17 protein-coding genes and 1 pseudogene are annotated in these 23,012 nt (G+C 61.9%); 5 read left to right on the top strand and 13 right to left on the bottom strand.

Annotated elements, in window-relative coordinates; all coding sequences use genetic code 11:
- Window positions 1-7: 7 nt before the first annotated feature.
- A complete protein-coding gene (locus tag V1278_RS11040; RefSeq protein WP_334380725.1) occupies window positions 8-2,854 on the bottom strand; it encodes a bifunctional transaldolase/phosoglucose isomerase in 2,847 nt (948 codons plus the stop codon).
- 393 nt (window positions 2,855-3,247) lie between these two features.
- Window positions 3,248-3,442 (bottom strand): annotated as a pseudogene (locus V1278_RS36910) (DsrE family protein); the annotation flags it as partial.
- A 926-nt stretch (window positions 3,443-4,368) separates the two neighbouring features.
- On the opposite strand from V1278_RS36910, the gene V1278_RS11050 reads away from it, so the two are divergent.
- The 3 genes from V1278_RS11050 to V1278_RS11060 are packed head-to-tail and all read left to right on the top strand — an operon-like array spanning window position 4,369 to window position 9,147.
- The gene (locus V1278_RS11050) at window positions 4,369-6,315 is read left to right on the top strand and encodes a PrkA family serine protein kinase (RefSeq protein WP_334380726.1); all 1,947 of its coding nucleotides are present in this window, start codon (window positions 4,369-4,371) and stop codon (window positions 6,313-6,315) included.
- Window positions 6,316-6,334: 19 nt separating this feature from the next.
- Window positions 6,335-7,606: a YeaH/YhbH family protein gene (locus V1278_RS11055; RefSeq protein ID WP_334369005.1), complete on the top strand. Its 1,272-nt coding sequence runs from the start codon at window positions 6,335-6,337 to the stop codon at window positions 7,604-7,606.
- Complete coding sequence (locus V1278_RS11060; protein WP_334380727.1) at window positions 7,603-9,147, top strand: SpoVR family protein; 1,545 nt, start codon at window positions 7,603-7,605, stop codon at window positions 9,145-9,147. The genes V1278_RS11055 and V1278_RS11060 overlap by 4 nt, the downstream gene beginning before the upstream one ends.
- On the opposite strand, the gene V1278_RS11065 is transcribed toward V1278_RS11060, so the two are convergent.
- The 11 genes from V1278_RS11065 to pqqA form a co-directional block, all read right to left on the bottom strand.
- Entirely contained in the window at window positions 9,148-10,203 is a 1,056-nt protein-coding gene (locus V1278_RS11065; RefSeq protein WP_334364567.1) for a 2-oxoacid:ferredoxin oxidoreductase subunit beta, read from the bottom strand.
- Entirely contained in the window at window positions 10,200-12,050 is a 1,851-nt protein-coding gene (locus tag V1278_RS11070) for a 2-oxoacid:acceptor oxidoreductase subunit alpha (protein ID WP_334380728.1), read from the bottom strand. Before V1278_RS11070 ends, V1278_RS11065 begins: the two co-directional genes overlap by 4 nt.
- Window positions 12,020-13,822, bottom strand: a complete 1,803-nt coding sequence (locus V1278_RS11075) for an FAD-dependent oxidoreductase (protein ID WP_334380729.1) — start codon at window positions 13,820-13,822, stop codon at window positions 12,020-12,022. Before V1278_RS11075 ends, V1278_RS11070 begins: the two co-directional genes overlap by 31 nt.
- Before the next feature lie 257 nt (window positions 13,823-14,079).
- A complete protein-coding gene (chrA, locus tag V1278_RS11080) occupies window positions 14,080-15,279 on the bottom strand; it encodes a chromate efflux transporter (protein ID WP_334380731.1) in 1,200 nt (399 codons plus the stop codon).
- 432 nt (window positions 15,280-15,711) lie between these two features.
- Window positions 15,712-16,377, bottom strand: coding sequence for a hypothetical protein (locus V1278_RS11085; RefSeq protein ID WP_334380732.1), 666 nt, complete (start codon window positions 16,375-16,377; stop codon window positions 15,712-15,714).
- Between the two features lie 11 nt (window positions 16,378-16,388).
- Window positions 16,389-17,375 carry a prolyl aminopeptidase gene (pip, locus tag V1278_RS11090; RefSeq protein WP_334380733.1) on the bottom strand — a complete coding sequence of 329 codons (987 nt, stop codon included), beginning with the start codon at window positions 17,373-17,375 and terminating at the stop codon, window positions 16,389-16,391.
- A complete protein-coding gene (gene pqqE / locus V1278_RS11095) occupies window positions 17,365-18,573 on the bottom strand; it encodes a pyrroloquinoline quinone biosynthesis protein PqqE (protein ID WP_334364561.1) in 1,209 nt (402 codons plus the stop codon). Before pqqE ends, pip begins: the two co-directional genes overlap by 11 nt.
- A complete protein-coding gene (gene pqqD, locus V1278_RS11100) occupies window positions 18,570-18,881 on the bottom strand; it encodes a pyrroloquinoline quinone biosynthesis peptide chaperone PqqD (RefSeq protein WP_334364560.1) in 312 nt (103 codons plus the stop codon). Before pqqD ends, pqqE begins: the two co-directional genes overlap by 4 nt.
- 42 nt (window positions 18,882-18,923) lie before the next feature.
- A complete protein-coding gene (pqqC, locus tag V1278_RS11105; protein WP_334384151.1) occupies window positions 18,924-19,679 on the bottom strand; it encodes a pyrroloquinoline-quinone synthase PqqC in 756 nt (251 codons plus the stop codon).
- A 20-nt stretch (window positions 19,680-19,699) separates the two neighbouring features.
- Window positions 19,700-20,629: a pyrroloquinoline quinone biosynthesis protein PqqB gene (gene pqqB / locus V1278_RS11110; protein ID WP_334380734.1), complete on the bottom strand. Its 930-nt coding sequence runs from the start codon at window positions 20,627-20,629 to the stop codon at window positions 19,700-19,702.
- 143 nt (window positions 20,630-20,772) lie between these two features.
- Window positions 20,773-20,853: a pyrroloquinoline quinone precursor peptide PqqA gene (pqqA, locus tag V1278_RS11115; RefSeq protein ID WP_082637312.1), complete on the bottom strand. Its 81-nt coding sequence runs from the start codon at window positions 20,851-20,853 to the stop codon at window positions 20,773-20,775.
- A 305-nt stretch (window positions 20,854-21,158) separates the two neighbouring features.
- On the opposite strand from pqqA, the gene V1278_RS11120 reads away from it, so the two are divergent.
- Both V1278_RS11120 and V1278_RS11125 read left to right on the top strand, forming a co-directional pair.
- Window positions 21,159-21,416: a DUF6894 family protein gene (locus tag V1278_RS11120; RefSeq protein ID WP_028347078.1), complete on the top strand. Its 258-nt coding sequence runs from the start codon at window positions 21,159-21,161 to the stop codon at window positions 21,414-21,416.
- A 177-nt stretch (window positions 21,417-21,593) separates the two neighbouring features.
- Window positions 21,594-22,976 carry a PQQ-dependent sugar dehydrogenase gene (locus V1278_RS11125; protein ID WP_442893668.1) on the top strand — a complete coding sequence of 461 codons (1,383 nt, stop codon included), beginning with the start codon at window positions 21,594-21,596 and terminating at the stop codon, window positions 22,974-22,976.
- The last annotated feature ends 36 nt before the right edge of the window (window positions 22,977-23,012 follow it).

Consider the following 23,012-nt stretch of genomic DNA (forward strand, 5'->3'; position numbering starts at 1 on the left):
GACTTCCTTAACTGAGCGCCTCTGCGATCGCAGCATCGAGCGCAGATAGCCCCGACCCGAGATCGCCCTTGAGATGGACGCGCAGCGCACGCCTGCCGCGTTCGGTGAGCACGTCGAAATCGCCGCGCGCCTGCGCCGCCTTGATGATGCCGAAACTCGCCTTTTGTCCGGGCACCGGCAAATCCTCGGCATCGTCGGCCGTGATCTGCAGGAACACGCCGCTGTCGGGACCGCCCTTGTAGGCCTGGCCGGTCGAGTGCAGGAAGCGCGGGCCGAATTCGGCGCAGGTCGCCAGATGATGCTTGTCGCGCACCGCAAGCCGCATCTTTTGCAGCGAGCCGATCGTGCCGGGATTGCGCGCGATATAAGCGAGCAGGGCGACATAGTCGCCGCTGTCGGAGCGCGAAAGATGCGCTTTGACCCAGGAGCCGAGCGTGCCGTCGGCGCCGGCCTTGCGCAACTCGGCCGCATTGTGCTCGTCGGTGTAAAGATCAGCCTCGTCGGTCGAAATCACCGGCTCCTCCGCCGGCAGCGATCCGGTCCTTTCGAACGCACCCGTCAGCTCGCGCGTCTTGATCTTGGCCGCTTCTACGTCGGGCTGATTGAACGGATTGATGCCGAGGATCGCGCCTGCGACGGCGGTCGCCATCTCAAACCGGAAAAACTCCTGACCGATATGGTCGATCGACTTCATGACGATGCGAACCACGGGATGTCCGGCCGCCTCGAGCGCCTTGAGCCGATCATCATGCGAGGCGTCGTCCTCGCCCTCGGTCCGGATATCGATGAAGAAGCGGTCGTCGCCGTAAAGCGAGGGGTCGCCGAGCGGCTCGCCATCGATCGGGATCAGGCCCTTGCCCTCCTTGCCGGTGGATTCGGCGATCAGTTGCTCGGCCCAGGCGCCGAAATCCGCGACCTTCTCCGACGAGGTGATCGTCACCTTGTCGCGGCCGTCGAGGCCGGCAAGACCCATCGCCAGTCCGAGCTGCACGCCCGGATTTTCGTGCGGCGGCACGTCGGCGCCGCAGGAACGCACCATCGCGAGCGCGTGCGTGATCAGGCTGCGGACGTCAATGCCGGCGGCAGCCGCCGGCACCAGTCCGAACGGCGACAGCACGGAATAGCGTCCGCCGATTGTGGGATCGCCATGGAAGATGCGGGCAAAGCCTTGGCTGATCGCGACCTTCTCCAGGGACGAGCCGGGATCGGTGACCGCGATGAAGCGATGGCCGGCCTTGTCCTTGCCGATAGTCTTGGCGACGCGATCGAAGAAGTAATCCTTCATCACGTTCGGCTCGGTGGTGCCGCCGGACTTGCTGGAGACGATGAACAGCGTGTGGGCAAGGTCGACGGTCTCCTCCATCGCCTGCACCTGCGCGGGATCGGTGGAATCGAGCACATGCAGCTTCGGGAAACCGGATTTCCTGGCAAACGTCTCCGCCAGCACCTCCGGTCCGAGGCTCGATCCGCCCATGCCGAGCACGACCGCGTCGCTGAAATTCTGCCCCTTCACGCGGCGGGCAAAATCCTCGTAGTCGGCGACGTTGGCCGCGGCCGCGCTGTTCAGCCAGCCCAGCCATTTGTTCTCGTCGTCGCCGGTCCAGACCGACTTGTCCTTTTGCCATAGCCTTCGGATTTTGGCAGAGGCGCGCCACTCCTCGGCGCTCTTCTCGACGGACTTGCCGATGCCATCGCCGAACGCGAATTGCTGCCGGTCGATGCCGCCGCCGAGCGAGGTCGCACGCTTGTATGCGACCGCGCCATAGAGCTTGTCGGCAGAGTCCGCGAACAGCGTGACGCCGTCCTTGACCAGCTCGGCCGTGATGGCGTCGAGCGAGATGCCGGATTTTTCGAGCTCTTCGAGCACGCGGCGCGCATCCTCGATATTCTCCTCGAGGCTGTCTCTCAGCTTGCCATGGTCGCGGAATGCATCGAGCGTTGCCGGCGGCACGGTGTTGACGGTGTTGGGACCGATCAGCTCCTCGACGTACAGCACGTCGCTATAGTCCTTGTTCTTAGTGCCGGTGGAGGCCCACAACAACCGCTGCGGCCTGGCGCCCCTGGCGGCAAGCTTCTCCCACCGGGGGCCGGCGAACAGCCGCTTGTAGTCCTGATAGGCGAGCTTGGCGTTGGCGATGGCGACCTTGCCCTTCAGCGCACTCAGCCGCTCCTTTTCGCCGGGGTCATTGGCCCTCGCGATCTTCTCGTCGAGTTGCTTGTCGACCGCGGTATCGATGCGACTGACGAAGAAAGACGCGACGCTGGCGATGTGAGAGGGATCGCCGCCCTTGGCGACGTATTTTTCCAGGCCCGCGATGTACGCCTCCGCCACCTCGCGATAGACGTCTTGCGAGAACAGCAGTGTAATGTTGATGCTGATGCCTTCGCCGATCAGGTGTTCGATCGCGGGCAGGCCTTCCGGCGTGGCCGGCACCTTCACCATCAAGTTCTGACGCTTGACGTCCTTCCAGAGCCGTTGGGCTTCCGCAATGGTCCCCTTGGTATCCGTTGCCAGATAGGGCGAGACCTCGAGGCTGACGAAGCCGTCGTTTCCGTTCAAATGGTCGTACACCGGGCGCAGCACGTCGGCAGCATTCTGGATGTCTTCGACGGCGAGCGCCTCGAACAGGTCGGCGACGGGGCGGTCGCCCGCATTCAGGGCGCGGCTGATGGCACCGTCATATTCATCCGAGCTGCCGATCGCCTTTTCGAAGATCGAGGGATTCGACGTCACGCCCTTGACACCGTCGGAATCGATCAGCGCCTTGAGGTCGCCCTTGGCGACGAAGCCGCGGGCGAGGAAGTCCAGCCAGACTGCCTGGCCATGGTTTTCGAGTGCTTTGACGGGATTCATGGTGCCTGTTCTGTTCGATCGGTCGATTTTTGGGCTTCCGGCAGCTTTCGGGGGCAGGGCCGGAAAGTCAATATTTGGTTGGGCATACAGCCGGATGGAATGGGAGCTGTCCGGGACGATAACGCCAGTGGCTCCGGTTCGATCCCGGAAAAGTCCGTTCTGGCCCGCCGCGATACTGGCGGGTTGGTCGAACCAGGGTTCGGAATGGCGACACCGACGGGCACATTGCACGAAGTCGTGAAGGAGCCCGTCATGGCGCCGTTTTCTCGCATCCGGGCTGTCTCGCGATTTTGTGCGGCCTGGATCAGAGCACAAGAAGTATTCAGCGCGATGGAGCGGCGAAAGTGCGGCGTCCAAATTGTCCAAATGCGCGATCGACGCGAATTGTTCACGTCAATCAGCAACGCCCCACGGCCTGAGGTAAAGATAGCCCTGCGATTGCAACTCGGCGATCCGCACCACGCCGCCGCGGTCGGCGGCAATGAAGCCCGGCAGCAAATCTTCCAGCGCGACATTTTGGGCTTTCATGCTGTTGCCACAGGCGGCGAGCTCGATTCCAGCCTTGGAAAATTGACCGACACGCCGTCTATCGTCCTTCATCGCCACGTCAATGCCGCCGCCTTCGCAATCGATACTGCAGCCGAGACGAATTTCGCCGCCGGTGTTTTCGGCGACAATGTGATTGCAATAGCCGCTGGAATCGAAATTGCCTACGCGGTGGCGATATTTGAAACCGAGGCGGAAGGAATAATTGACGGTCTTGTCTTCCGGCGCGTCTTCGGCCGTCACCAAAAGCTTCATCGCGCTGACCTTCTGCTTCGGATGCCGCGCCAGATGGTTGGCGTCATAACGACGCACAAAGCAGGCATACGTCTTTTGGCTGAGCGGGCTGTCGAACATTTGCCCGTCGAATGCGGCGGCCCTGGCTTTATCGACGCCATCCTGGGCGTGGCAGGCATTGGCTCCGACGAGGGAGGCAACGGTGGCAACGATCCAGAGATATTTCATGGCAGACTCGGATTAAACGCGCGGCATATTACTTTAGTTGCAGGTGGCGCCGGGTGCGTTCAAACGCAGGTTCGCGACTGGCCCTGACGGGATATTTGGCCATTTTGCGTCAGCGCGGCCCGCCCAAAGGCCTGAATGCGTGATAAATACGGCGTTTATCCCCGGTTCAGAGCCCGGGGCTTACAGCGTTTGCCGCCTTCGCCTTGCCCGGGCCGGCGCAAATTCGAGCCCCGCACCTGCTCACAATCCCTAAAAAACCCCTTACATATTGCTCAGTACTTCCCCGGTGAAAAATGTTGCTGCCCGGCTACAACGCGAGCGAAATGGCACCGTATCTTTACGAGGTAGAGGCCCTTAGCATGAGTATTGCATTGCATTGTGAAGTCGCTCGCGTGTCCAATCGTCATATGTGACGACGGTGATTCGCGAACGGAAGCTGTGACGCTCCGATACTGGAACCCTAGTGGTGCGTCCGGCATTTACAGGTGACCATGGAGAGACGGATCATGTACAACGATTCTCTGTTCAATGCTTTCGCCCGGTCCTTCGAAGCTCGAAGTCAAGCCGACATGTCGATGGCGGAATATCTCGAGTCGTGTCGAAACGATCCGATGCGATATGCCAATGCGACCGAACGACTACTAGCTGCGATCGGCGAGCCCCAGATGATTGACACGGCCAAGGACCCTCGCCTTGGCCGTATCTTTTTGAATCGCACGATGCGGCTCTATCCGGCGTTCGCGGGCTTCTACGGCATGGAAGACACGATCGAGCGCATCGTCGGGTTCTTCCGCCACGCCGCGCAGGGTCTCGAAGAGCGCAAGCAGATCCTCTATCTGCTGGGCCCCGTCGGCGGCGGAAAGTCGTCGCTCGCCGAGCGCCTCAAATCGTTGATGGAAGTTCACCCCATCTACGTGTTGAAGGCCGGCGACGAACTCAGCCCCGTGTTCGAAAGCCCGCTCAGCCTGTTCGATCCGGATTCGCTCGGGCCGATGCTCGAGGAGAAGTACGGCATTCCGCGCCGTCGCCTCAACGGACTGATGAGTCCGTGGTGCTACAAGCGTCTCGAAGCGTTCGGTGGAGACATCTCACAATTCCGCGTCGCCAAGATCCAGCCGTCGCGGCTGCGGCAGATCGCGATCGCAAAGACCGAGCCTGGCGACGAAAACAACCAGGATATCTCGTCACTGGTCGGCAAGGTCGACATCCGTAAGCTGGAGACCTTCGCCCAGAACGATCCCGACGCCTACAGCTATTCGGGCGGCCTCAACCGCGCCAACCAGGGCATTCTCGAATTCGTCGAGATGTTCAAGGCGCCGATCAAGATGCTGCATCCGCTGCTGACGGCGACGCAGGAGGGCAACTATATCGGGACCGAGAACATCGGTGCGATCCCCTTCAGCGGCGTCATTCTCGCCCACTCCAACGAGGCCGAATGGACAAGCTTCAAAGCCAACAAGAACAATGAGGCGTTCATCGACCGTATCTGCGTCATCAAGGTGGTGCCGTACGTCCTGCGGGTCACCGAAGAACAGAAGATCTACGAGAAGCTGATCCAGAGCTCCGAACTGGCCACCGCACCGTGCGCTCCGGCCACACTGGAAACCATGGCGCGCTTCTCGGTGATGTCGCGGTTACGCAAGCACGAGAATTCGACCGTGTTCGCCAAGATGCGGATCTACGACGGTGAAAGCCTGAAGGAGTCCGATCCGAAGGCGCGCAGCGTTCAGGAATACAGGGACGCTGCCGGCGTCGATGAAGGCATGGACGGCGTTTCGACCCGCTTCGCCTTCAAGGTTCTCGCCGCGACCTTCAACCACGACACCAACGAGGTCGGTGCCGACGCGGTTCATCTGATGTACACGCTGGAGCAGGCGATTCGGCGCGAGCAGCTTCCCGACGAAGTCGAGAAGCGTTACCTCGAATTCATCAAGGCGGAACTGGCGCCGCGCTACGCCGAATTCATCGGGAACGAGATCCAGAAGGCCTACCTCGAATCCTATGCGGATTACGGCCAGAACCTGTTCGATCGCTATGTCGATTATGCCGATGCCTGGATCGAGGATCAGGACTTCAAGGATCCCGACACCGGACAACTGCTCGATCGCGACCTGCTCAACCAGGAACTGACCAAGATCGAAAAGCCGGCCGGCATCGCCAACCCGAAGGATTTCCGTAACGAGGTCGTAAAATTCTCGCTGCGATCACGGGCGCAGAACAGCGGCAAGAATCCGGCGTGGACCAGCTATGAGAAGATCCGGGAAGTGATCGAGAAGCGGATATTCTCCCAGGTCGAGGATCTGCTGCCCGTGATATCCTTCGGCTCGAAGAAGGACGGCGATACCGAAAAGAAGCATGACGACTTTGTCGCGCGCATGGTCGAGCGCGGCTACACCGAGCGGCAAGTCCGCCGGTTGGTCGAGTGGTATATGCGCGTAAAACAAGCAGGCTGAGGCGGATGAAAACGTGGCTATTCACATCGTCGACCGGCGCCTGAATCCAGGCAGCAAGAGTCTCGAGAATCGCCAGCGCTTTCTGCGCAGGGCCAAGGCGCTGGTCCAGGGAGCTGTGAAGAAATCGTCGCAGAGCCGGGACATCAAGGATGTCCTGGAAGGCGGCGAGGTCAGCGTCCCGATCGATGGCATGGACGAGCCGCGCTTTCGCCGCGAAGGCGGCACACGCGACATGGTGCTGCCTGGAAACAAGAAGTTCGTCGAAGGCGATATCCTGCCGCGACCAAACCAGAGCGGCGGCAGGGGAAGAGGAGCGGGCGAGGGCGACAGCGAAGATACGTTCCGCTTCGTTCTCAGCCGCGACGAGTTTGTCGACCTGTTCCTGGACGACCTGGAATTGCCTGATCTTGCCAAGCGAAAGCTGGCTGAGGTGGAGAGCGAAGGCATTCGCCGGGCCGGTTACACAACATCCGGATCGCCCGCCAACATCTCGGTGAGCCGAACGGTAAGTCGCGCTCTGGCGCGGCGCGTTGCGCTACGGCGACCGAGGCGGGAGGTGCTGGAGGCGCTCGAAGCGGAGCTTTTGGATTGCAGCGAGGAGCGTCGCGCCGAGCTCATGGCCGAGATCGAGGCCCTGAAGTCAAAGATGCGCCGCATCCCGTTTATCGATCCGATCGACATCCGGTACCGGCGTTTCGAGACGGTACCGAAGCCGGTGGCGCAGGCCGTGATGTTCTGCCTGATGGACGTCTCCGGTTCGATGACCGAGCATATGAAGGATCTCGCCAAGCGCTTCTATATGCTGCTCTACGTCTTCCTGAAGCGGCGCTATCGCCACGTCGAGATCGTTTTCATCCGGCATACCGACCGGGCCGAAGAGGTCGACGAGCAGACGTTCTTTTACGGGCCGGCTTCCGGCGGCACGCTGGTGTCAAGCGCGTTGCAGGCGATGCATGACATAGTGCGGTCGCGGTTCCGGCCGGCGGACTGGAACATCTACGCTGCACAGGCTTCCGACGGCGACAATTCCTACGCGGACGGCGAAGTCGCGAGCCGGCTCCTCACCGATAACATCCTGCCGGTCACCCAGTTTTTTGCCTACCTGGAAGTCGGCCAGGAAAACGGCCTGTCCTACGAAATGCCCAATTCGGCGCTCTGGACCCTTTACGAGGGCTTGCGTGCGAATGGTGCGCCGCTGTCGATGCGCAAGGTCAACGAACGCAGCGAGATATTCCCGGTGTTTCACGATCTCTTCCAGCGCCGTGGCCAGCAGGAAAGGACCGGGTCATGACCGCGACCGACCAGTTGCTGTTTGAGGGGGCCGACTGGGATTTTCGGACGCTGCAGCGGATCTGCGACGCCTGCGAGCAGATTGCGCGGGACGAATTGGGGCTCGACGTCTACCCCAACCAGATCGAGGTCATTACCGCCGAGCAGATGCTGGACGCCTATTCGTCGGTCGGCATGCCCCTGTTCTACAAGCATTGGTCGTTCGGCAAGCACTTTGCCTTCCAGGAGGCATCCTACCGCAAGGGGCTAATGGGTCTGGCCTACGAGATCGTCATCAACTCCTCGCCGTGCATATCCTATCTCATGGAGGAAAACACCGCGACGATGCAGACGCTCGTCATCGCGCATGCCGCCTTCGGCCACAATCACTTCTTCAAGAACAACTATCTGTTCAAGCAATGGACCGATGCCGACGGCATTCTCGACTATCTCGAATTCGCCAAGCGCTATGTGGCGCACTGCGAGGAGCGCCATGGCCGGCTGGCGGTCGAGCACACGCTCGACGCCGCGCACGCCTTGATGTCGCATGGCATCGATCGCTATCCCGGCAAGAAGAGCCTCGATCTTCGCGCGGAGGAAAAGCGGGCGGGCCGGCGCCGTGCCCATGAGGAGAGGGAGTTCAACGATTTGTGGCGCACCGTTCCCACCGGCCCGGCCAAGAGCGGCGCGGTACTGGATGTCGAACGACGTCGCCAGATGCTCGGTCTGCCGCAGGAAAACCTGCTGTATTTTCTCGAGAAGACGGCGCCTCGGCTGAAGCCTTGGCAGCGCGAAATATTGCGGATCGTGCGGCACATCGCGCAGTATTTCTATCCACAGAGTCAGACCAAGGTGATGAACGAGGGCACGGCGACCTACGTTCATTATCGCATCATAAGCCGGCTGCACGAGCAGGGGCGGCTGACGGACGGCAATTTCCTCGAATTCCTGCAGTCGCACACCAACGTCGTGTTCCAGCCCGAGTTCGACGATCCGCGCTATTCCGGCTTCAATCCCTATGCGCTGGGATTTGCGATGATGCAGGACATCGAGCGCATCGTCACCAATCCGGAAGCCGAGGACCGCGATTGGTTCCCGGATATCGCCGGGACCGGCGACACGATGGGCGTGTTGCGCGACATCTGGGCCAATTATCGCGATGAAAGCTTCATCAGCCAGTACATGAGCCCGCGGCTGATGCGGCGCTTCCGCATGTTCCATCTGCATGACGATCCGGAAGAGCGGGCCGGCATCCTGGTCGATGCCATCCACGACGAGCGCGGCTATCGCCGGCTGCGCCGCGAACTGGCGCGGCAGTACGATGTCGGTTTCATCGACCCGAATATCGAAGTCGTCGATGTCGACCTTGCCGGCGATCGTCGCCTGATGTTGCGCCACACCGTGGTGAAGGGTGCACAGCTCACCGAGGCCGACACCAAGCGCGTGCTGCAGCACCTTGCCGATCTCTGGACCTACGACGTATCTCTCGTCGAGGCCGATGCATCCGGTACGGTCTTGAAGGAGTACGTTGCAAACCCGCGGAAGATCGCCGCGGTAGCATAGCTACCGCAGGCTGGCGTTGATCTTTTCCAGCGCCGCCGAGCCGGGGCACAGGTCCTTGGCTTCGAGCGTATTGAGCGGTGTCTCGACGGTGTCGAGATGGGTGTGGAGGTCTTCCGCGTCCGGATCGACATAGAGCAGTCCGGTGACGACCTGGCCCTTGGCGGCGTGCTTCTGCAGGAAGGTCATGGCGGCCAGACGGTCGTTGGCGTCGTAGTCGGCGTCGATCTTGCGCAGCGCCAGTCGCGTGCCGTCATGCTGCTCGACCACCTGCACCGTGCCCGGCGCATATTCGACGGTGATCGGGTCGCGTCCGGTGAGCACGTCGAGGCGGTTGACCGCATCATTATGCTCGCGGACATAGTCAAAGCTCTTGGTCGAGCCGGCGTGATTGTTGAAGGCGATGCAGGGGCTGATGACGTCGATGAACGCCGCGCCCTTGTGCCGGATGGCCGCTGCGATCAGCGGCACGAGCTGGCTCTTGTCGCCGGAGAAGCTGCGCGCCACGAAGCTCGCGCCCAATTGCAGCGCGATCGCCACCAGGTCGATGGCGTTGTCGGTGTTAATCACACCCTTTTTCGACTTCGAGCCGCGATCGGCGGTTGCCGAAAATTGTCCCTTGGTCAGGCCGTAGACGCCGTTGTTCTCGACGATGTAGGTCATGTTGACGGCGCGCCGGATCGAATGCGCGAACTGGCCGAAGCCGATCGAGGCGCTATCGCCGTCGCCGGAGACACCGAGATAGATCAGGTCGCGATTGGCGAGGTTGGCGCCGGTCAGGACCGACGGCATCCGGCCGTGCACCGAATTGAAGCCGTGCGAATTGCCGAGGAAATAGTCCGGCGTCTTCGACGAGCAGCCGATGCCGGAAATCTTCGCCACCCGGTGCGGCTCGATCGAGAGTTCATAGCAGGCCTCGATGATCGAGGCGGTGATCGAGTCGTGGCCGCAGCCGGCGCACAGGGTCGAAACTTTCCCCTCGTAATCCCGGTGGGTGTAGCCGAGTTCGTTCTTCGGCAGGCCCGGATGCTGGAATTTCGGTTTTGCAATGTAGGTCATGACACGGCCTTGCGGAGAGGGGTCACTTTCAGATGATCCTGGTGGTCGCCGATCGCATTGGCGATGAAGCGTGCGGTGATCGGCGTGCCGTCATAGTGCAGGATCGGCACCAGCCGCACCGGATCGATGCCGTTCTCGTTGACGATCAACTGCCGCAACTGGGCGTCGCGGTTCTGCTCGACCACATAAACGAAATCATGGTCGGCGATGAAGCTCGCGACGCTGGAGTGGAACGGGAAGGCGCGGATGCGCATGCGGTCGAGCTGATGCCCGCGCGCTTCCAAGATCCCGATCGCCTCGTCCATCGCGGGCGACGTCGAGCCGAAATAGATCACGCCGTATTTGGTCGGTCTGGCGGCGTTGGCCTGCAACGGCCGCGGCACCATGTCCTGCGCAGTCTCGAATTTGCGCACCAGTCGCTGCATGTTGTCGGCATAGATGGCGCCTTCCTCCGAATAGCGCGCGTAGCGGTCGCGCGAGGTGCCGCGGGTGAAGAACGAGCCCTTGGTCGGATGCGTGCCGGGATAGGTGCGGTAGGGGATGCCGTCGCCGTCGACGTCGAGATAGCGGCCGAAATCGCGCCCCGGTTCATTGAGCATTTCCGCAGTCATCACCTTGCCGCGGTCATACTGCCTGGCGTCGTCCCACTTCAGCGGGCGGCAGAGGCGGTGGTTCATGCCGATGTCGAGGTCGAGCATCAGGAAGATCATGGTTTGCAGCCGATCGGCGAGATCGAATGATTGTGCGGCGAACTCGAACGCTTCGGCCGGGTCTTCCGGGAACAGCAGGACGTGCTTGGTATCGCCGTGCGAGGCATAGGCGCAGGCGATGATGTCGCATTGCTGGGTGCGCGTCGGCATGCCCGTCGAGGGGCCGGCGCGCTGGATGTTCATGATCACGGCCGGAATTTCCGCGAAGTAGGACAGGCCGATGAATTCGGTCATCAAGGAAATGCCGGGGCCGGAGGTTGCGGTGAAGGCCCGCGCGCCGTTCCAGGAGGCCCCGATCACGATGCCGATGGATGCGAGCTCGTCCTCGCCTTGCACGATCGCGTATTTCGCCTTGCCCGTCTCAGGGTCGTGCCGCAGCTTCTTGCAGTGGCTGGTGAAGGCTTCCGCCACCGACGACGACGGCGTGATCGGATACCAGGCGCAGACGGTGGCGCCGCCATAGACCGCCCCTAGCGCCGCCGCGCTGTTGCCTTCCATGAAGATGCGGTCGCCGACCTTGTCGGACTTCTTCACCTGCAAACCGATCGGGCACTTCAGGTTCTGCAGTGCCCAGTCGCGGCCGAGATGCAGCGCGTGGACATTGGACGACAGCAGTTTTTCCTTGCCCTTGTACTGTTCGCCGATCAGTTGCTCGACCAGCTTGGGGTCGAGATCGAGCAGGGCGCAGAGCGCGCCGAGATAGATGATGTTCTTGAAGAGCTGGCGCTGGCGCGGATCGGTATAGGTCGAATTGGTGATCGCAGTCAGCGGCACGCCGATCACGGTGATGTCGGCGCGAAATTTCGACGACGGCATCGGCTTGGTGGAATCGTAGAACAGATAGCCGCCGGGCTCGATCGAGGCGACGTCCTTGTCCCAGGTCTGCGGGTTCATCGCCACCATCAAATCGACGCCGCCGCGGGCGCCGAGATGGCCGGCCTCCGTCACCCGCACCTCGTACCAGGTCGGAAGCCCCTGGATGTTGGAAGGGAAGATATTGCGCGGTGACGCCGGCACGCCGTGGCGCAGGATCGAGCGCGCGAACAGTTCGTTGGCGCTGGCTGAACCCGAACCGTTGACGTTGGCGAAACGGACGACGAAGTCGTTTACGCTGCTGATCGGGCTTTGGACTGACATGTTGATCCCGCGTGAGTCATATCGATGAGGTACTTTTGCATGTCCCAGGCACCGGTCGGACAACGCTCGGCGCACAGCCCGCAATGCAGGCAGACGTCTTCATCCTTCACCATGACGCGGCCGGTCTTGAGCCCTTCGGCGACATAGAGCGCCTGGTCGTGATGCGGCGACGGCGCTTTCAGCCGCTGCCGCAGGTCATCCTCCTCGCCGTTCTCTGTGAACGTGATGCAATCCATCGGGCAGATGTCGACGCAGGCGTCGCATTCGATGCAGGCGGGCGCCGAGAATATCGTCTGCACGTCGCAGTTCAGGCAGCGCTGCGCCTCGCCGAGCGCGAGCTTGACGTCATAGCCGAGCTCGACCTCCGCCTTGATGTCCTTTAGCGCGATCACCTTGTCGCGATGCGGCACCTTGAAGCGCTTGTCGCCGGAGATGTCGTTGTCGTAGCTCCACTCGTGGATGCCCATCTTCTGCGAGAAGACGTTTACCTCGGGCAGCGGACGCTCGTTGATGTCCTCGCCAGAGAGCATCTTGTGGATCGACAGCGCCGCGTCGTGGCCGTGCGCCACCGCCCAGATGATGTTCTTCGGACCGAAGGCGGCATCGCCGCCAAAGAACACCTTCGGATTGGTCGATACGAAGGTGATGGGATCGACCTGCGGCATGTTCCATTTGTCGAATTCGATGCCGCAATCGCGCTCGATCCAGGGGAACGCGTTCTCCTGGCCGACGGCGACCAGCACGTCGTCGCAAGGGATGGTCTGGTTAGGCTCGCCCGTGGGCACCAGGTTACGACGGCCCCTGGCGTCGTATTCGGCCTTCACCTTCTGGAAGGTGACGCCGATCAGCTTGCCGCTTACATGCTTGAATGCCACCGGCACCATGTAATTGAGGATCGGAATATCCTCGTGAAGGGCATCTTCCTTCTCCCAGGGGCTTGCCTTCATCTCCTCGAAGCCGGAGCGCACGATCACTTTGACGTCCTCGCCGCCGAGCCGGCGCGCGGTGCGGCAACAATCCATCGCAGTGTTGCCGCCGCCGAGCACGATCACGCGGCGGCCGATCTTCTCGACATGGCCGAACGAGACCGATGCCAGCCATTCGATGCCGATATGGATATTGCCAGCCGCTTCCTTGCGGCCGGGGATGTCGAGCTCGCGGCCGCGCGGCGCGCCGGAGCCGATAAAGATCGCGTCGTAGTTCTCGTTGAGCAGCTTCTTCAGGCTGTCGACGCGGTGGCCGCCCTTGAACTCGACGCCGAGGTCGAGGATGTAGCCCGTTTCCTCGTCGATGACGGTGTCAGGCAGGCGGAACTTTGGAATCTGGCTCCGCATCATGCCGCCCGCCTTGGGGTCGGAATCGAACACGGTGCAGTGATAGCCGAGCGGTGCGAGGTCCCGCGCCACCGCAAGCGACGCAGGCCCGCCGCCGACCAGCGCGATGCGCTTGCCGTTCTTCGCCGATGATGGCTTCGGCATGCGGTGCTTGACGTCGTCCTTGAAGTCGGCGGCAACGCGCTTCAGGCGGCAGATCGCAACCGGGTTTTCCTCGACGCGGCCGCGCCGGCAGGCGGGCTCGCATGGACGATCGCAGGTGCGTCCCAGAATTCCGGGAAACACATTCGATTTCCAGTTGATCATGTAGGCGTCGCTATAACGCCCCTCGGCAATCAAACGGATGTACTCGGGAACCGGGGTGTGTGCGGGGCAGGCCCATTGGCAATCAACCACTTTGTGAAAGTAGTCTGGCGCCGAGATATCAGTCGGTTTCATTCCTACCTTGTCCGCGCAAGCTTAGGAAACGCGGCCTTATTTTTGCCTGCGAACGCTTAACGAGCGTTCTTGTGGTTTTTAAATTGGATCATAGGGTTATCTTATTAGAGCCATTCCAGACGCTGCGCACAAGGCAATTCTGTGCGATCTCCAGCCTTCCAATTGTACGGAGACGTGAATTTAGCGTCGCAGCGCTGATGTGGCACTGCAGCATGTGCAGTGCAGCTTTGATTTAATGCTGAATGAACGGGCAGACGTCAGGTCAGCCGCAGCGCAGCTCCGGCCGTCGCAAGAATGACGACGACAATCCATGGCGGCAGCTTCCAGACCGTCAGCAGCAGGAAGCCGGCCAGCGCGACGGCGAAGTCACGTGGCGAGAGCACGGCGCTGGTCCAGACCGGATTGTAGAGCGCGGCGCCAAGGATGCCGACGACAGCGGCATTGGTGCCGCGCATCGCGGCCTGAGCCTTGGGGCGCAGGCGCAGCGCGTCCCAGAACGGCAGCATGCCGTAGACCAGCAGCAGTCCCGGCAGGGATAAGGCGATGAGCGCAATCGAAGCGCCGGCGAGCCCGTTGGGGGCGGGCTCTGCGACGGCGCCGAGATAGGCCGCGAACGTGAACAGCGGTCCGGGCACTGCTTGCGCCATGCCGTAACCGGCGAGGAAATCCTCGTTGCTGACCCAGCCCGGCGTTACGACTTCCGCCTGCAGTAGCGGCAGCACGACATGGCCGCCGCCGAACACCAGGGCGCCGGAACGATAGAAGGCGTCGAACAGGGCAAGCCCTTGCGAGCCGGTTTTTGCTGTCACCAGCGGCGTGACCAGGAACAAGACCGCGAAAAGCACGAGCGCCGCCGCGCCGTGTCGATGCGATACGGAGAATCCGAGATGGCCGGTTGGAGCGGGTCCGCCTCCGCGGCACAGCCAGAGTCCGGCCAAGGCTCCAAGCGCGATGGCGCCGATCTGTCCGAACGACCCACCGACGAAAACCACGATCGCAACGGCGGCAAGCGCGATGGCGGCGCGTTCGCGGTCCGGCGTCAGGCTGCTCGCCATACCCCAGATGGCCTGTGCGACCACAGCAACCGCCACCAGCTTCAGGCCGTGGAGTATGCCTTCGGCAAACGGGCCAGTGAGGATGCTCGCACCGAGCGCGAAAGCGAAGAGAATGATGGCAGATGGCATGGTGAAAGCGAACCACGCAGCTAACCCGCCGAGCAGGCCGTTGCCGCGCAGGACGCCGAGGGCGAAGCCGACCTGGCTGGACGCCGGGCCCGGCAGGAATTGGCAGAGCGCAACGACGTCAGCATAGCTGCTTTCGCTCAGCCATTTTCGCCGCTCGACGAACTCCGCCCTGAAGTAGCCGAGATGCGCGATCGGCCCGCCGAACGATGTGAGGCCCAATTTGAGGAAGGCGGCGAAAATCTCGGCGATACTGTTCGCGGACTTTTGCGCCATGCAATGCAACTCCAGTGTGGGCTGAAAAGTAGATGCATGTGGCATCTTCAGCCGATCGATCGCCCCAGCACCTGCAAGAAGGAGCGCTTCCACGCGACCATCGCACATCTGAGAGATAACATCAGCAGGGTAACTGAAAGCGATATTAGAGACTTCGGCAGAAATTCTCACCTGCCTTATCAAGGCATTCGACCGTTACGAGAAGAAGAATTGAAGCCGCTTGGCGCAAGCACCAATCGTGCGGACCCGCTCCGGACCAGGCAATCCATGCCAGAAAGCAATCTTGGCCACCGGTTTACTCGACGTCGCGTTAACAACGCCTTCACCGGGTTTTTACGGAGCGGCATCGCTAGTTACCGTTCCGGAACGCCGCGATCAAGCCGCCAACCGGTTCACGTACCTGCGCGCGACCATCGGCAGCGGGGAAAGAGACTAGCCGATATCGCTCTTCGCCAGATCCCACATCAGCCGGTAGATTCCGCTCGAGATGATCAGCGGCTTCAACGCGATATTGCCGGAAAAGCGCAACATGGCCGCAGGCACCGCGCCGACATCGGTCGCATCGATCAGCACGAACCAGTCGCCGGCGCCGGGATTGGGCGCGGAGGGATCATCGGTGATCGGCTTCGACAGCGCCGGGTCGCTCTCGATCAGGTGCAGGGAAATAATACCGTCAAGCTCTGCGGGATCGAGATGTTCGCTCAGCGCGGCGCGCAGTTTCTCCTCGCCATCGCCGGTGGGCCGCAACCTGACGATGCCGAGCGCGGCGCCGCGGCCGGTGCCGCGGCTGATCGTGATGCGCGCCACCGCCCGAATCATGTTCTGGAAGCGGGCGATATTGGCGTTCGACCACGCCGTCTGGTTGGCGAGCGCCGCGCGATAGTCCGGGCTGTCCAGCACCTCGAACATTTCGGTGGAATAGAGGCTGAGATACTTCGGGTTGCCGTCGTGGGCGACGTAGCGACGGGCTTCGAGGAAGCCGTTGATGGCGACACGCTCTTCGAGGTGTTCGCGATCGTACCAGCGATTGAACTCGGCTTCGTGCTCGGCATCGATATTCATCGACGTCAGCAGCATGCCCTTTCCGGCGATCGGCATTTTCTTGCTTCCTATTTGCTGGCTTGGGACGCCATGTCCGCGATTGCCTTCATTACGGTGTCGCGGACGCCCGGATCGTACAGCGTGTGGCCGGCGCCCTCGACAAAGCGGATTTCGGCTTCCTGCCACACGGCAGCAAGCGCATGCGAGGTCGCAGGCGGGCACAGCAGATCATAACGGCCCTGCACGATGATGCCGGGAATGCCTTTGAGCTTACCCGCTTCCCGCAACAACTGGTTCGATTGCATGAAGCAGTCATTGGCAAAATAATGCGCTTCCATGAAGGGCGTTGTCGGCAGGCCGCGCGATGAATTCAGCGTTGAGCGGTCGAGGCGCGTGCGGTTCGGCGTGTGTTCGGAAAGTATGCGTTCGGTTTCGCCCCATGCCCGCGCGGCAGGAATATGCACGTCGGGATTGGAATCGAGGATGCGGCGGAAATAGGCCTGCAGCGGTTGCGCGCGCTCGCCTTCCGGCAACACGCTCATGAAGTCGTCGTAAAGCCCGGGATAGAACCGCGGCAGCACTTTTAGAAAACCGTTCTCGATTTCCTCTGATGTGCCCAGGAAAGTAGCGCGAAGCACGATGCCGCTGACGCGGTCGGGATGGGCCTGCGCATAGGCCAGCGCCAACGTCGCGCCCCAGGAGCCGCCGACGACCATCCAGCGCTGAAAGCCGAACTTCTCGCGGATCATTTCCATGTCGGCGATCAGATGCGGCAGCGTGTTGGCTTCGCGACGACCCTTGGGGCGGCTGCGTCCGGCACCGCGCTGGTCGAACAGCACCGCATGAAAACGTTCGGGATCGAACAGCCGGCGATGATCGGGCTGGCAGCCACTGCCGGGCCCGCCATGCAGATAGACCGCTGGAGTGCCATCAGGCCGGCCGATGCTCTCGACGTAGATGTCGTGATCGTCACCGACCGCGAACTGCTCCGACGTCAGCGGCGCAAAGGGGTCGGCGCGTTTGATGGACTTGCCGGCATCGGCATCAGGCGCCATGCTCGCCTTCCGTCTCCAGCGTGCCGCCGGCGAAATTGCGGTAGAGGAAGCGGTCCTGGTGCGCGGCGGCCTCGCGTTCGGCATCCTTGAAGATCTGCTCGTGCATCGGCGACAGCGTGCAGGCCGGATCGGTATTGCCGGCGTCACCCGTCAGCGCAAAAGCCTGGCAGCGGCAGCCGCCGAAATCGATCTCGCGGAACTCGCAGCTCTTGCACGGCTCGGGCATCCAGCCGGTGCCGCGATAGCGGTTGAAGGCTTCCGAGTTCTGCCAGATCCAGGCGATCGAATGGTTTGAGCGTACGGATTCGAATTCGAGCCCGGTGATGCTTTCCGCGGCGTGGCAGGGCAGCACCTTGCCCGCGGGCGAGATGTTGAAAAACTGCCGGCCCCAGCCGCCCATGCACTTCTTCGGCCGCAGCGCGTAATAATCCGGAACGACATAGTCGATGGCGAGGATGCCCTTCAGGCGCGTCGCGGCTTCCTCGACGATCCGGCTGGTTTCCTCGATCTGTTCGAGCGTCGGCATCAGCGCCGCGCGGTTCTTCAAGGCCCAGCCGTAATATTGGACGTTGGCGACTTCCAGCCGGTCGGCGTCGAGATCGACCGCCATCTGGATGATGTCGGAGAGCTGGTGCAAATTCTGACGGTGCATGACCGCGTTGACTGTCAGCGGCAGGTCGAGTTCGCGCGTCCATTTAGCGACTTCAAGTTTTTTCTCATGCGCATTTTTCAGCCCTGCGACGCGGTCCGCCACGATCGGCTCGTTGCCCTGGAAGCTGATCTGCACATGGCAGAGCCCGGCATCGGCAAGCGCCGAAAGCTTTTCCCTGTTCAGCAGCACCGCCGAGGTGATGAGATTGCTGTACAGCCCGACATCGGTCGCGTGCTGCACCAATTCCACCAAGTCCTTGCGCGCGGTCGGCTCGCCGCCGGAGAAATGGATTTGCAGCACACCGATTTCGGCGAGCTCGCTCAAGACCTTCTTCCATTCTTCTGTAGTCAATTCGCTGCTGCCGCGGTCGAGCTCAACCGGGTTGGAGCAATAGGGGCACTGCAGCGGGCAGCGGTGCGTCAGTTCGGCGAGCACGGCAAGCGGAATGCCGAACGTCTCCGCGGTCGAACGCTTCTGCTCGAGCACCGCGAGCCCGTCACTGGGCGCGGCGCTGGCTGTTTTGCCGTCTGCGAGGATGTCGGTCATGACGTCTTCTCACGCGCTTCAGTCAGAAAGCCCTTGTCGGCGAGGTCCTGCAGCATGGCGACGACGTCGGTCAAAATCGCCTCGCGCGGCGCGGCATATTTGGCTGCGAGCTGGTCGACCATGTCGGCGACGCTGCGCACGCCGTCGCAAAGTTGCAATACCTCAACTGCGATCTCATCCGGCGCCAGCACCCGCTCCGGCGCCAGGATCACCCAGACCTGGCGCGTCTCATCGAACTTCAAGCGAGCGTGGCGCGGCAATTTCGGCCGGCTCGCCTCGCTCACACTGATGTTGCGGCCTGCAGCCATCGATCGCCAGTGCCTTTGTCGGTTTCCTCGTTAGTTTCCGTGTTAGTTTCCTTGGGGCACGAATGCCCCGGGCGGTATGTGGCCCTCGACATAGGCATGATACAGCGCGTCGAGCTGAACCCATAGCACATTGGTCTTGAAGATCAGCGCGTTGCAGACCGCCTCGCGCTCGGCCGGCGTTTTTGCGTTCGCCTTGACGTATTCCAGCGCAAAACCGGCATCGCGCGGCGCCTGGGTCAGGCGGCGGCTGAAATAGCTCATGATGTCAGGATTGACGAAATCATAGTGCTGCAGCATCCCGGAGATGCGCTCCTCGTGCAGGTTCGGCGCGAACAGTTCCGTAAGCGAGGAAGCGATGGCCTCCAGTGGCGTCTTGTCGCGGCAGAAATGCACATAGGCCTCCACCGCAAATCGCGTTGCCGGCAGGATGCCTTCGGTCGATTCCACATAGGCGCTGTCGAGACCGAGCCCCTCGGTCAGTTTGAGCCAGCGCTCGATGCCGCCTTCGCTGCCCACATCGCCGTCGTGATCCTCGATGCGGTGCCGCCATTCGATCCGGGTCGCACGGTCGCGGAACCGCGAGATCACCATCGCATCCTTCAGCGGGATCGTGCTCTGGTAATAATAGCGGTTCAGTGCCCAGGCCTGCACCTGTCCCTTGTTGAGCTTGCCGCCATGCAACAGCCGATGGAACGGATGCAAGCTGTGATAGCGCGTTGCGCCGATATGGCGGAGGGTCGCCTCCAGTTCCTCGGCGCTATTGAGCGTAATGCCCTTGCCGATCGATAGGGCGGTCATTGCGGGTGCAGCGACGACGTTCACAGCTTGATCTCCGTTCCGTCAGCGGGGATGTGCCAGCCTGCCTGCTCCACGGCCTTGCGCTCGTCCGAGCCGCGCAGCAGAGCGGGGTTGGAGTTGTTGATATGCAGGAACACCTTCGTTCCAACGTCGAGATCGGCGAGGCTCTCGATCGCGCCATGATCGCCCGACATCGAAATATGGCCCATGCTTTGTCCCGTCTTGGTGCCGAGGCCGGCTGCGATCAACTCATCGTCGCGCCACACGGTGCCGTCAAAGAACACCAGTGCAGCGCCCGAAAGGCGCGATTTGAGAGCGTCGGTCACGCGTGCGCAGGCGGCCAGGAAATAGAAATACTTGCCGCTTCCTTTGTCCAGAATCCGCAAGCCCAGCGTGTCGCCCGCGCCGTCGCCGCCTGCCGGATGCGCCTTGCCTTCGAGATACCACGCGCCCTTGCCGGGAACCGCGAACGGAAGCACCTCAATGCCTGACGGCTTGCCGTCGGGCAGCGCCGGCTCGAACGCCTTGTCGACCTCGATCGGCTGCCGCTTCACGTTTTTCTCGTTCAGCACATTGAAGATGCTGTTGGATCTGAGAATCGCAAGTACCCGTTCATGCGCATAGAGCGTAAACGGCGAACCCTCGCGCATCGACAACAGTCCCGCGACGGCGTCGATTTCGCCATTGGTCAGGATCACGCCGGCGATCGGGCTGTGCCTGAGCTGTCCAGCCCGGGGATGAAGCGGCGGCGTTGCGGTCACCTGCTGGCGCAGGTCGGGCGAGGCGTTGACGAGAAACCAGTGCTCCCCGTCGGCGCTGACCGCGATCGAGGCCTGGGTGCTCCGCAATTCGGGATGATCGCTTCGTGCTTTCCGGCACACCGGGCATCCGCAATTCCACTGCGGAACTCCGCCGCCAGCCGCGGCGCCCAGGACGACGACGCGAAGCATGATCCGTCTCCTGGAGATTCGAAACTCAAAGATACAAACCAAAAACGCCACGAGGTGGATACCAGCCTCGGACACAATTCCGCACTCGCGGAACGCGTCAGGTCTGGAAGTCCACCTGCGTGAGATTTGATACGCGCTGCCGCTTACTTGCGGGTGGCACACATATACATGTTGATTTCCATGCCGACCGATACTTCGGCGATTTTCGGTGCCTTCCAGGCCATTTGGTGCTCCTTTTGCTACCGGACGACTTCCGCCCTCGCTGGTTAAAGTACTGCGGATCAAAAAGTTCGCCAGTTAAATCTTTTGCCTGGAACCCCTATTTGTTTATGCTGCGCCGCAAAGAACAAGTCACGGAGTTGTGCGGAGGGCCTTGGTCAAAACAGCGTGGGATCAAGCGTTTCGCGGTTGTTCGCACCACCGCGAATGGCAATTCTGAGTGCGACGGAGCGCTGCCGGCTCCGGATAAAGAACGTGTGAGATGGGCCTTCCGGTTGCGGGGGCTCAACTGGGAGCCAGGTTTCCGCCGATGCCGCGATATTACTTCAACACCCGTATCGGCGATGAGCTGATTTCCGATCCCGACGGCGAAGTGCTCAGGGATCCCGATCGCGCCTGGGAAATGGCGCGTGCCATGATCCGGGAACTGCTCAAGACCGATGGCGCCGACGGTGCGCTTCTCAGCGCCACCATCGAAGTCACCGACGACGATGGCGAGATCGTGCTGGAGTTTCCGTTCGCCGAAGCGATTCTAGATGCGCCTGGCGGTCCTATCACCAGGCACTGACGGCGCGCTGTACCGGCGTCGGAGCTTCGTGTTCGCTCGGTTTTGCGATGCAACTTCCGGGCGCAAGTTTTGCGATTGCGCACCGGCGGATAAATATTGGAGAGTGCCGGCCGGGAAAGCCTCCGGCGCCGGTGCGAGCCCGCGCGAAGAGAGAGGCTTCCGCCAGGGAGAACGCCCATGATGAGCTATTTGTCGGTGCCGCGCAGCGTGCTGCTGTCCGGCGCATTCCTGAGTGCCTTCATACTAAGCGCGGCTGCCCAGCAGTCCGCCGAACCGCCGGCTGCTGCCCAGCAGTCCGCCGAACCGCCGGCTGCCGCCCAGCAGCCCGCCGAACCACCTGCCGCTCAGCAGCCTGCTACGCCGCCGGCTGCCGGCGCGCCGCCGCCCGCCGGTACCGCGGCATCACCCTCGCTTCCGCCGGGATCGCCGCTGATCGGACGTCCCGCGGGCAACGATGCCGCCGCCAAGCTGGCGCCGATCGCGCCGCCGCCGATCCCCGCGGCGCCGGACAAGCTGCCGACGGCAAAGCTCAAGGTGCCGGCCGGCTTCAACATCGAGGTCTATGCCGCCGGCATGGCGAATGCCCGCTCGCTCGCGCTTGGCGACAAGGGCACGGTGTTCGTCGGCAGCCGCCTCGTCGACAAGGTCTATGCCATCGTCAACAAGGACGGCAAGCGCGAGGTCAAGGTGCTGGCTTCCGGCCTGTACCGGCCGAACGGCGTCGCCTTCAAGGACGGCACGCTCTACATCGCTGAACTGTCCAAGATCTCCAAGATCGAGAAGGTCGAAGACAATCTGGATAACCCGCCGAAGCCGACCGTGATCTTCGACAAGTTGCCGAAGGATGAGGCCCACGGCTGGAAGTTCATCGCCATCGGTCCCGACAACAAGCTCTACGCTCCGGTCGGCCAGCCCGGCAACAACGTGCTCAACGATGACGAGCATGGCCTGCTCCGCCGGATGAATTTTGACGGTTCGGGCGCGGAAGTGATCGCCCGGGGCCTGCGCCACACCGTCGGCTTCGATTGGCATCCGGAGACCAAGCAGCTCTACTTCACCGACAACGGTCGCGACTGGATGTCGGAGGACGTGCCCGAGGACGAGCTGAACCGGATCACCAAGGTCGGCGAACATTTCGGCGCGCCGTTCTGCCTGCAGGGCAACATCGTCGATCCCGAGTTCGGCTGGGGCAAATCCTGCGACGAATACACCGCGCCGGTAGGGCTGTTGGGCCCGCATTCCGCAGCGCTCGGCATGCGCTTCTACACCGGCAACATGTTCCCGAAAGCCTACAAGAACGCGGCGATCATCGCCCGGCACGGCTCCTGGAACCGCTCCAAGAAGGTTGGCGGCGATGTCGTCATTGCCAAGCTGAACAAGGACGGCACCATGAAGTCGCTGGAGCCGTTCCTCACCGGCTTCCTGGAAGACAACAAGTATATCGGCCGTCCGGTCGACGTGCTGCAGATGAAGGACGGTTCGCTGCTGGTCTCCGACGACTACAACGGCGCCGTCTATCGCATCACCTACGGCAAGCAGAAGACGGCGGGGAAGTCGTAGTCCAGCAACAACCGTCATTGCGAGTAGCAGTCATTC

The organism is Bradyrhizobium sp. AZCC 1577, assembly GCF_036924575.1.
Lineage (GTDB): Bacteria > Pseudomonadota > Alphaproteobacteria > Rhizobiales > Xanthobacteraceae > Bradyrhizobium.

Coding starts and splice junctions, on each gene's coding strand:
- V1278_RS11040 (WP_334380725.1), bottom strand. CDS start 2,854: ATGAATCCCGTCAAAGCACTCGAAAACCATGGCCAGGCAGTCTGGCTG.
- V1278_RS11050 (WP_334380726.1), top strand. CDS start 4,369: ATGTACAACGATTCTCTGTTCAATGCTTTCGCCCGGTCCTTCGAAGCT.
- V1278_RS11060 (WP_334380727.1), top strand. CDS start 7,603: ATGACCGCGACCGACCAGTTGCTGTTTGAGGGGGCCGACTGGGATTTT.
- V1278_RS11065 (WP_334364567.1), bottom strand. CDS start 10,203: ATGACCTACATTGCAAAACCGAAATTCCAGCATCCGGGCCTGCCGAAG.
- V1278_RS11070 (WP_334380728.1), bottom strand. CDS start 12,050: ATGTCAGTCCAAAGCCCGATCAGCAGCGTAAACGACTTCGTCGTCCGT.
- V1278_RS11075 (WP_334380729.1), bottom strand. CDS start 13,822: ATGAAACCGACTGATATCTCGGCGCCAGACTACTTTCACAAAGTGGTT.
- chrA (WP_334380731.1), bottom strand. CDS start 15,279: ATGGCGCAAAAGTCCGCGAACAGTATCGCCGAGATTTTCGCCGCCTTC.
- V1278_RS11085 (WP_334380732.1), bottom strand. CDS start 16,377: ATGCCGATCGCCGGAAAGGGCATGCTGCTGACGTCGATGAATATCGAT.
- pip (WP_334380733.1), bottom strand. CDS start 17,375: ATGGCGCCTGATGCCGATGCCGGCAAGTCCATCAAACGCGCCGACCCC.
- pqqE (WP_334364561.1), bottom strand. CDS start 18,573: ATGACCGACATCCTCGCAGACGGCAAAACAGCCAGCGCCGCGCCCAGT.
- pqqD (WP_334364560.1), bottom strand. CDS start 18,881: ATGGCTGCAGGCCGCAACATCAGTGTGAGCGAGGCGAGCCGGCCGAAA.
- pqqC (WP_334384151.1), bottom strand. CDS start 19,679: ATGACCGCCCTATCGATCGGCAAGGGCATTACGCTCAATAGCGCCGAG.
- pqqB (WP_334380734.1), bottom strand. CDS start 20,629: ATGCTTCGCGTCGTCGTCCTGGGCGCCGCGGCTGGCGGCGGAGTTCCG.
- pqqA (WP_082637312.1), bottom strand. CDS start 20,853: ATGGCCTGGAAGGCACCGAAAATCGCCGAAGTATCGGTCGGCATGGAA.
- V1278_RS11120 (WP_028347078.1), top strand. CDS start 21,159: ATGCCGCGATATTACTTCAACACCCGTATCGGCGATGAGCTGATTTCC.
- V1278_RS11125 (WP_442893668.1), top strand. CDS start 21,594: ATGATGAGCTATTTGTCGGTGCCGCGCAGCGTGCTGCTGTCCGGCGCA.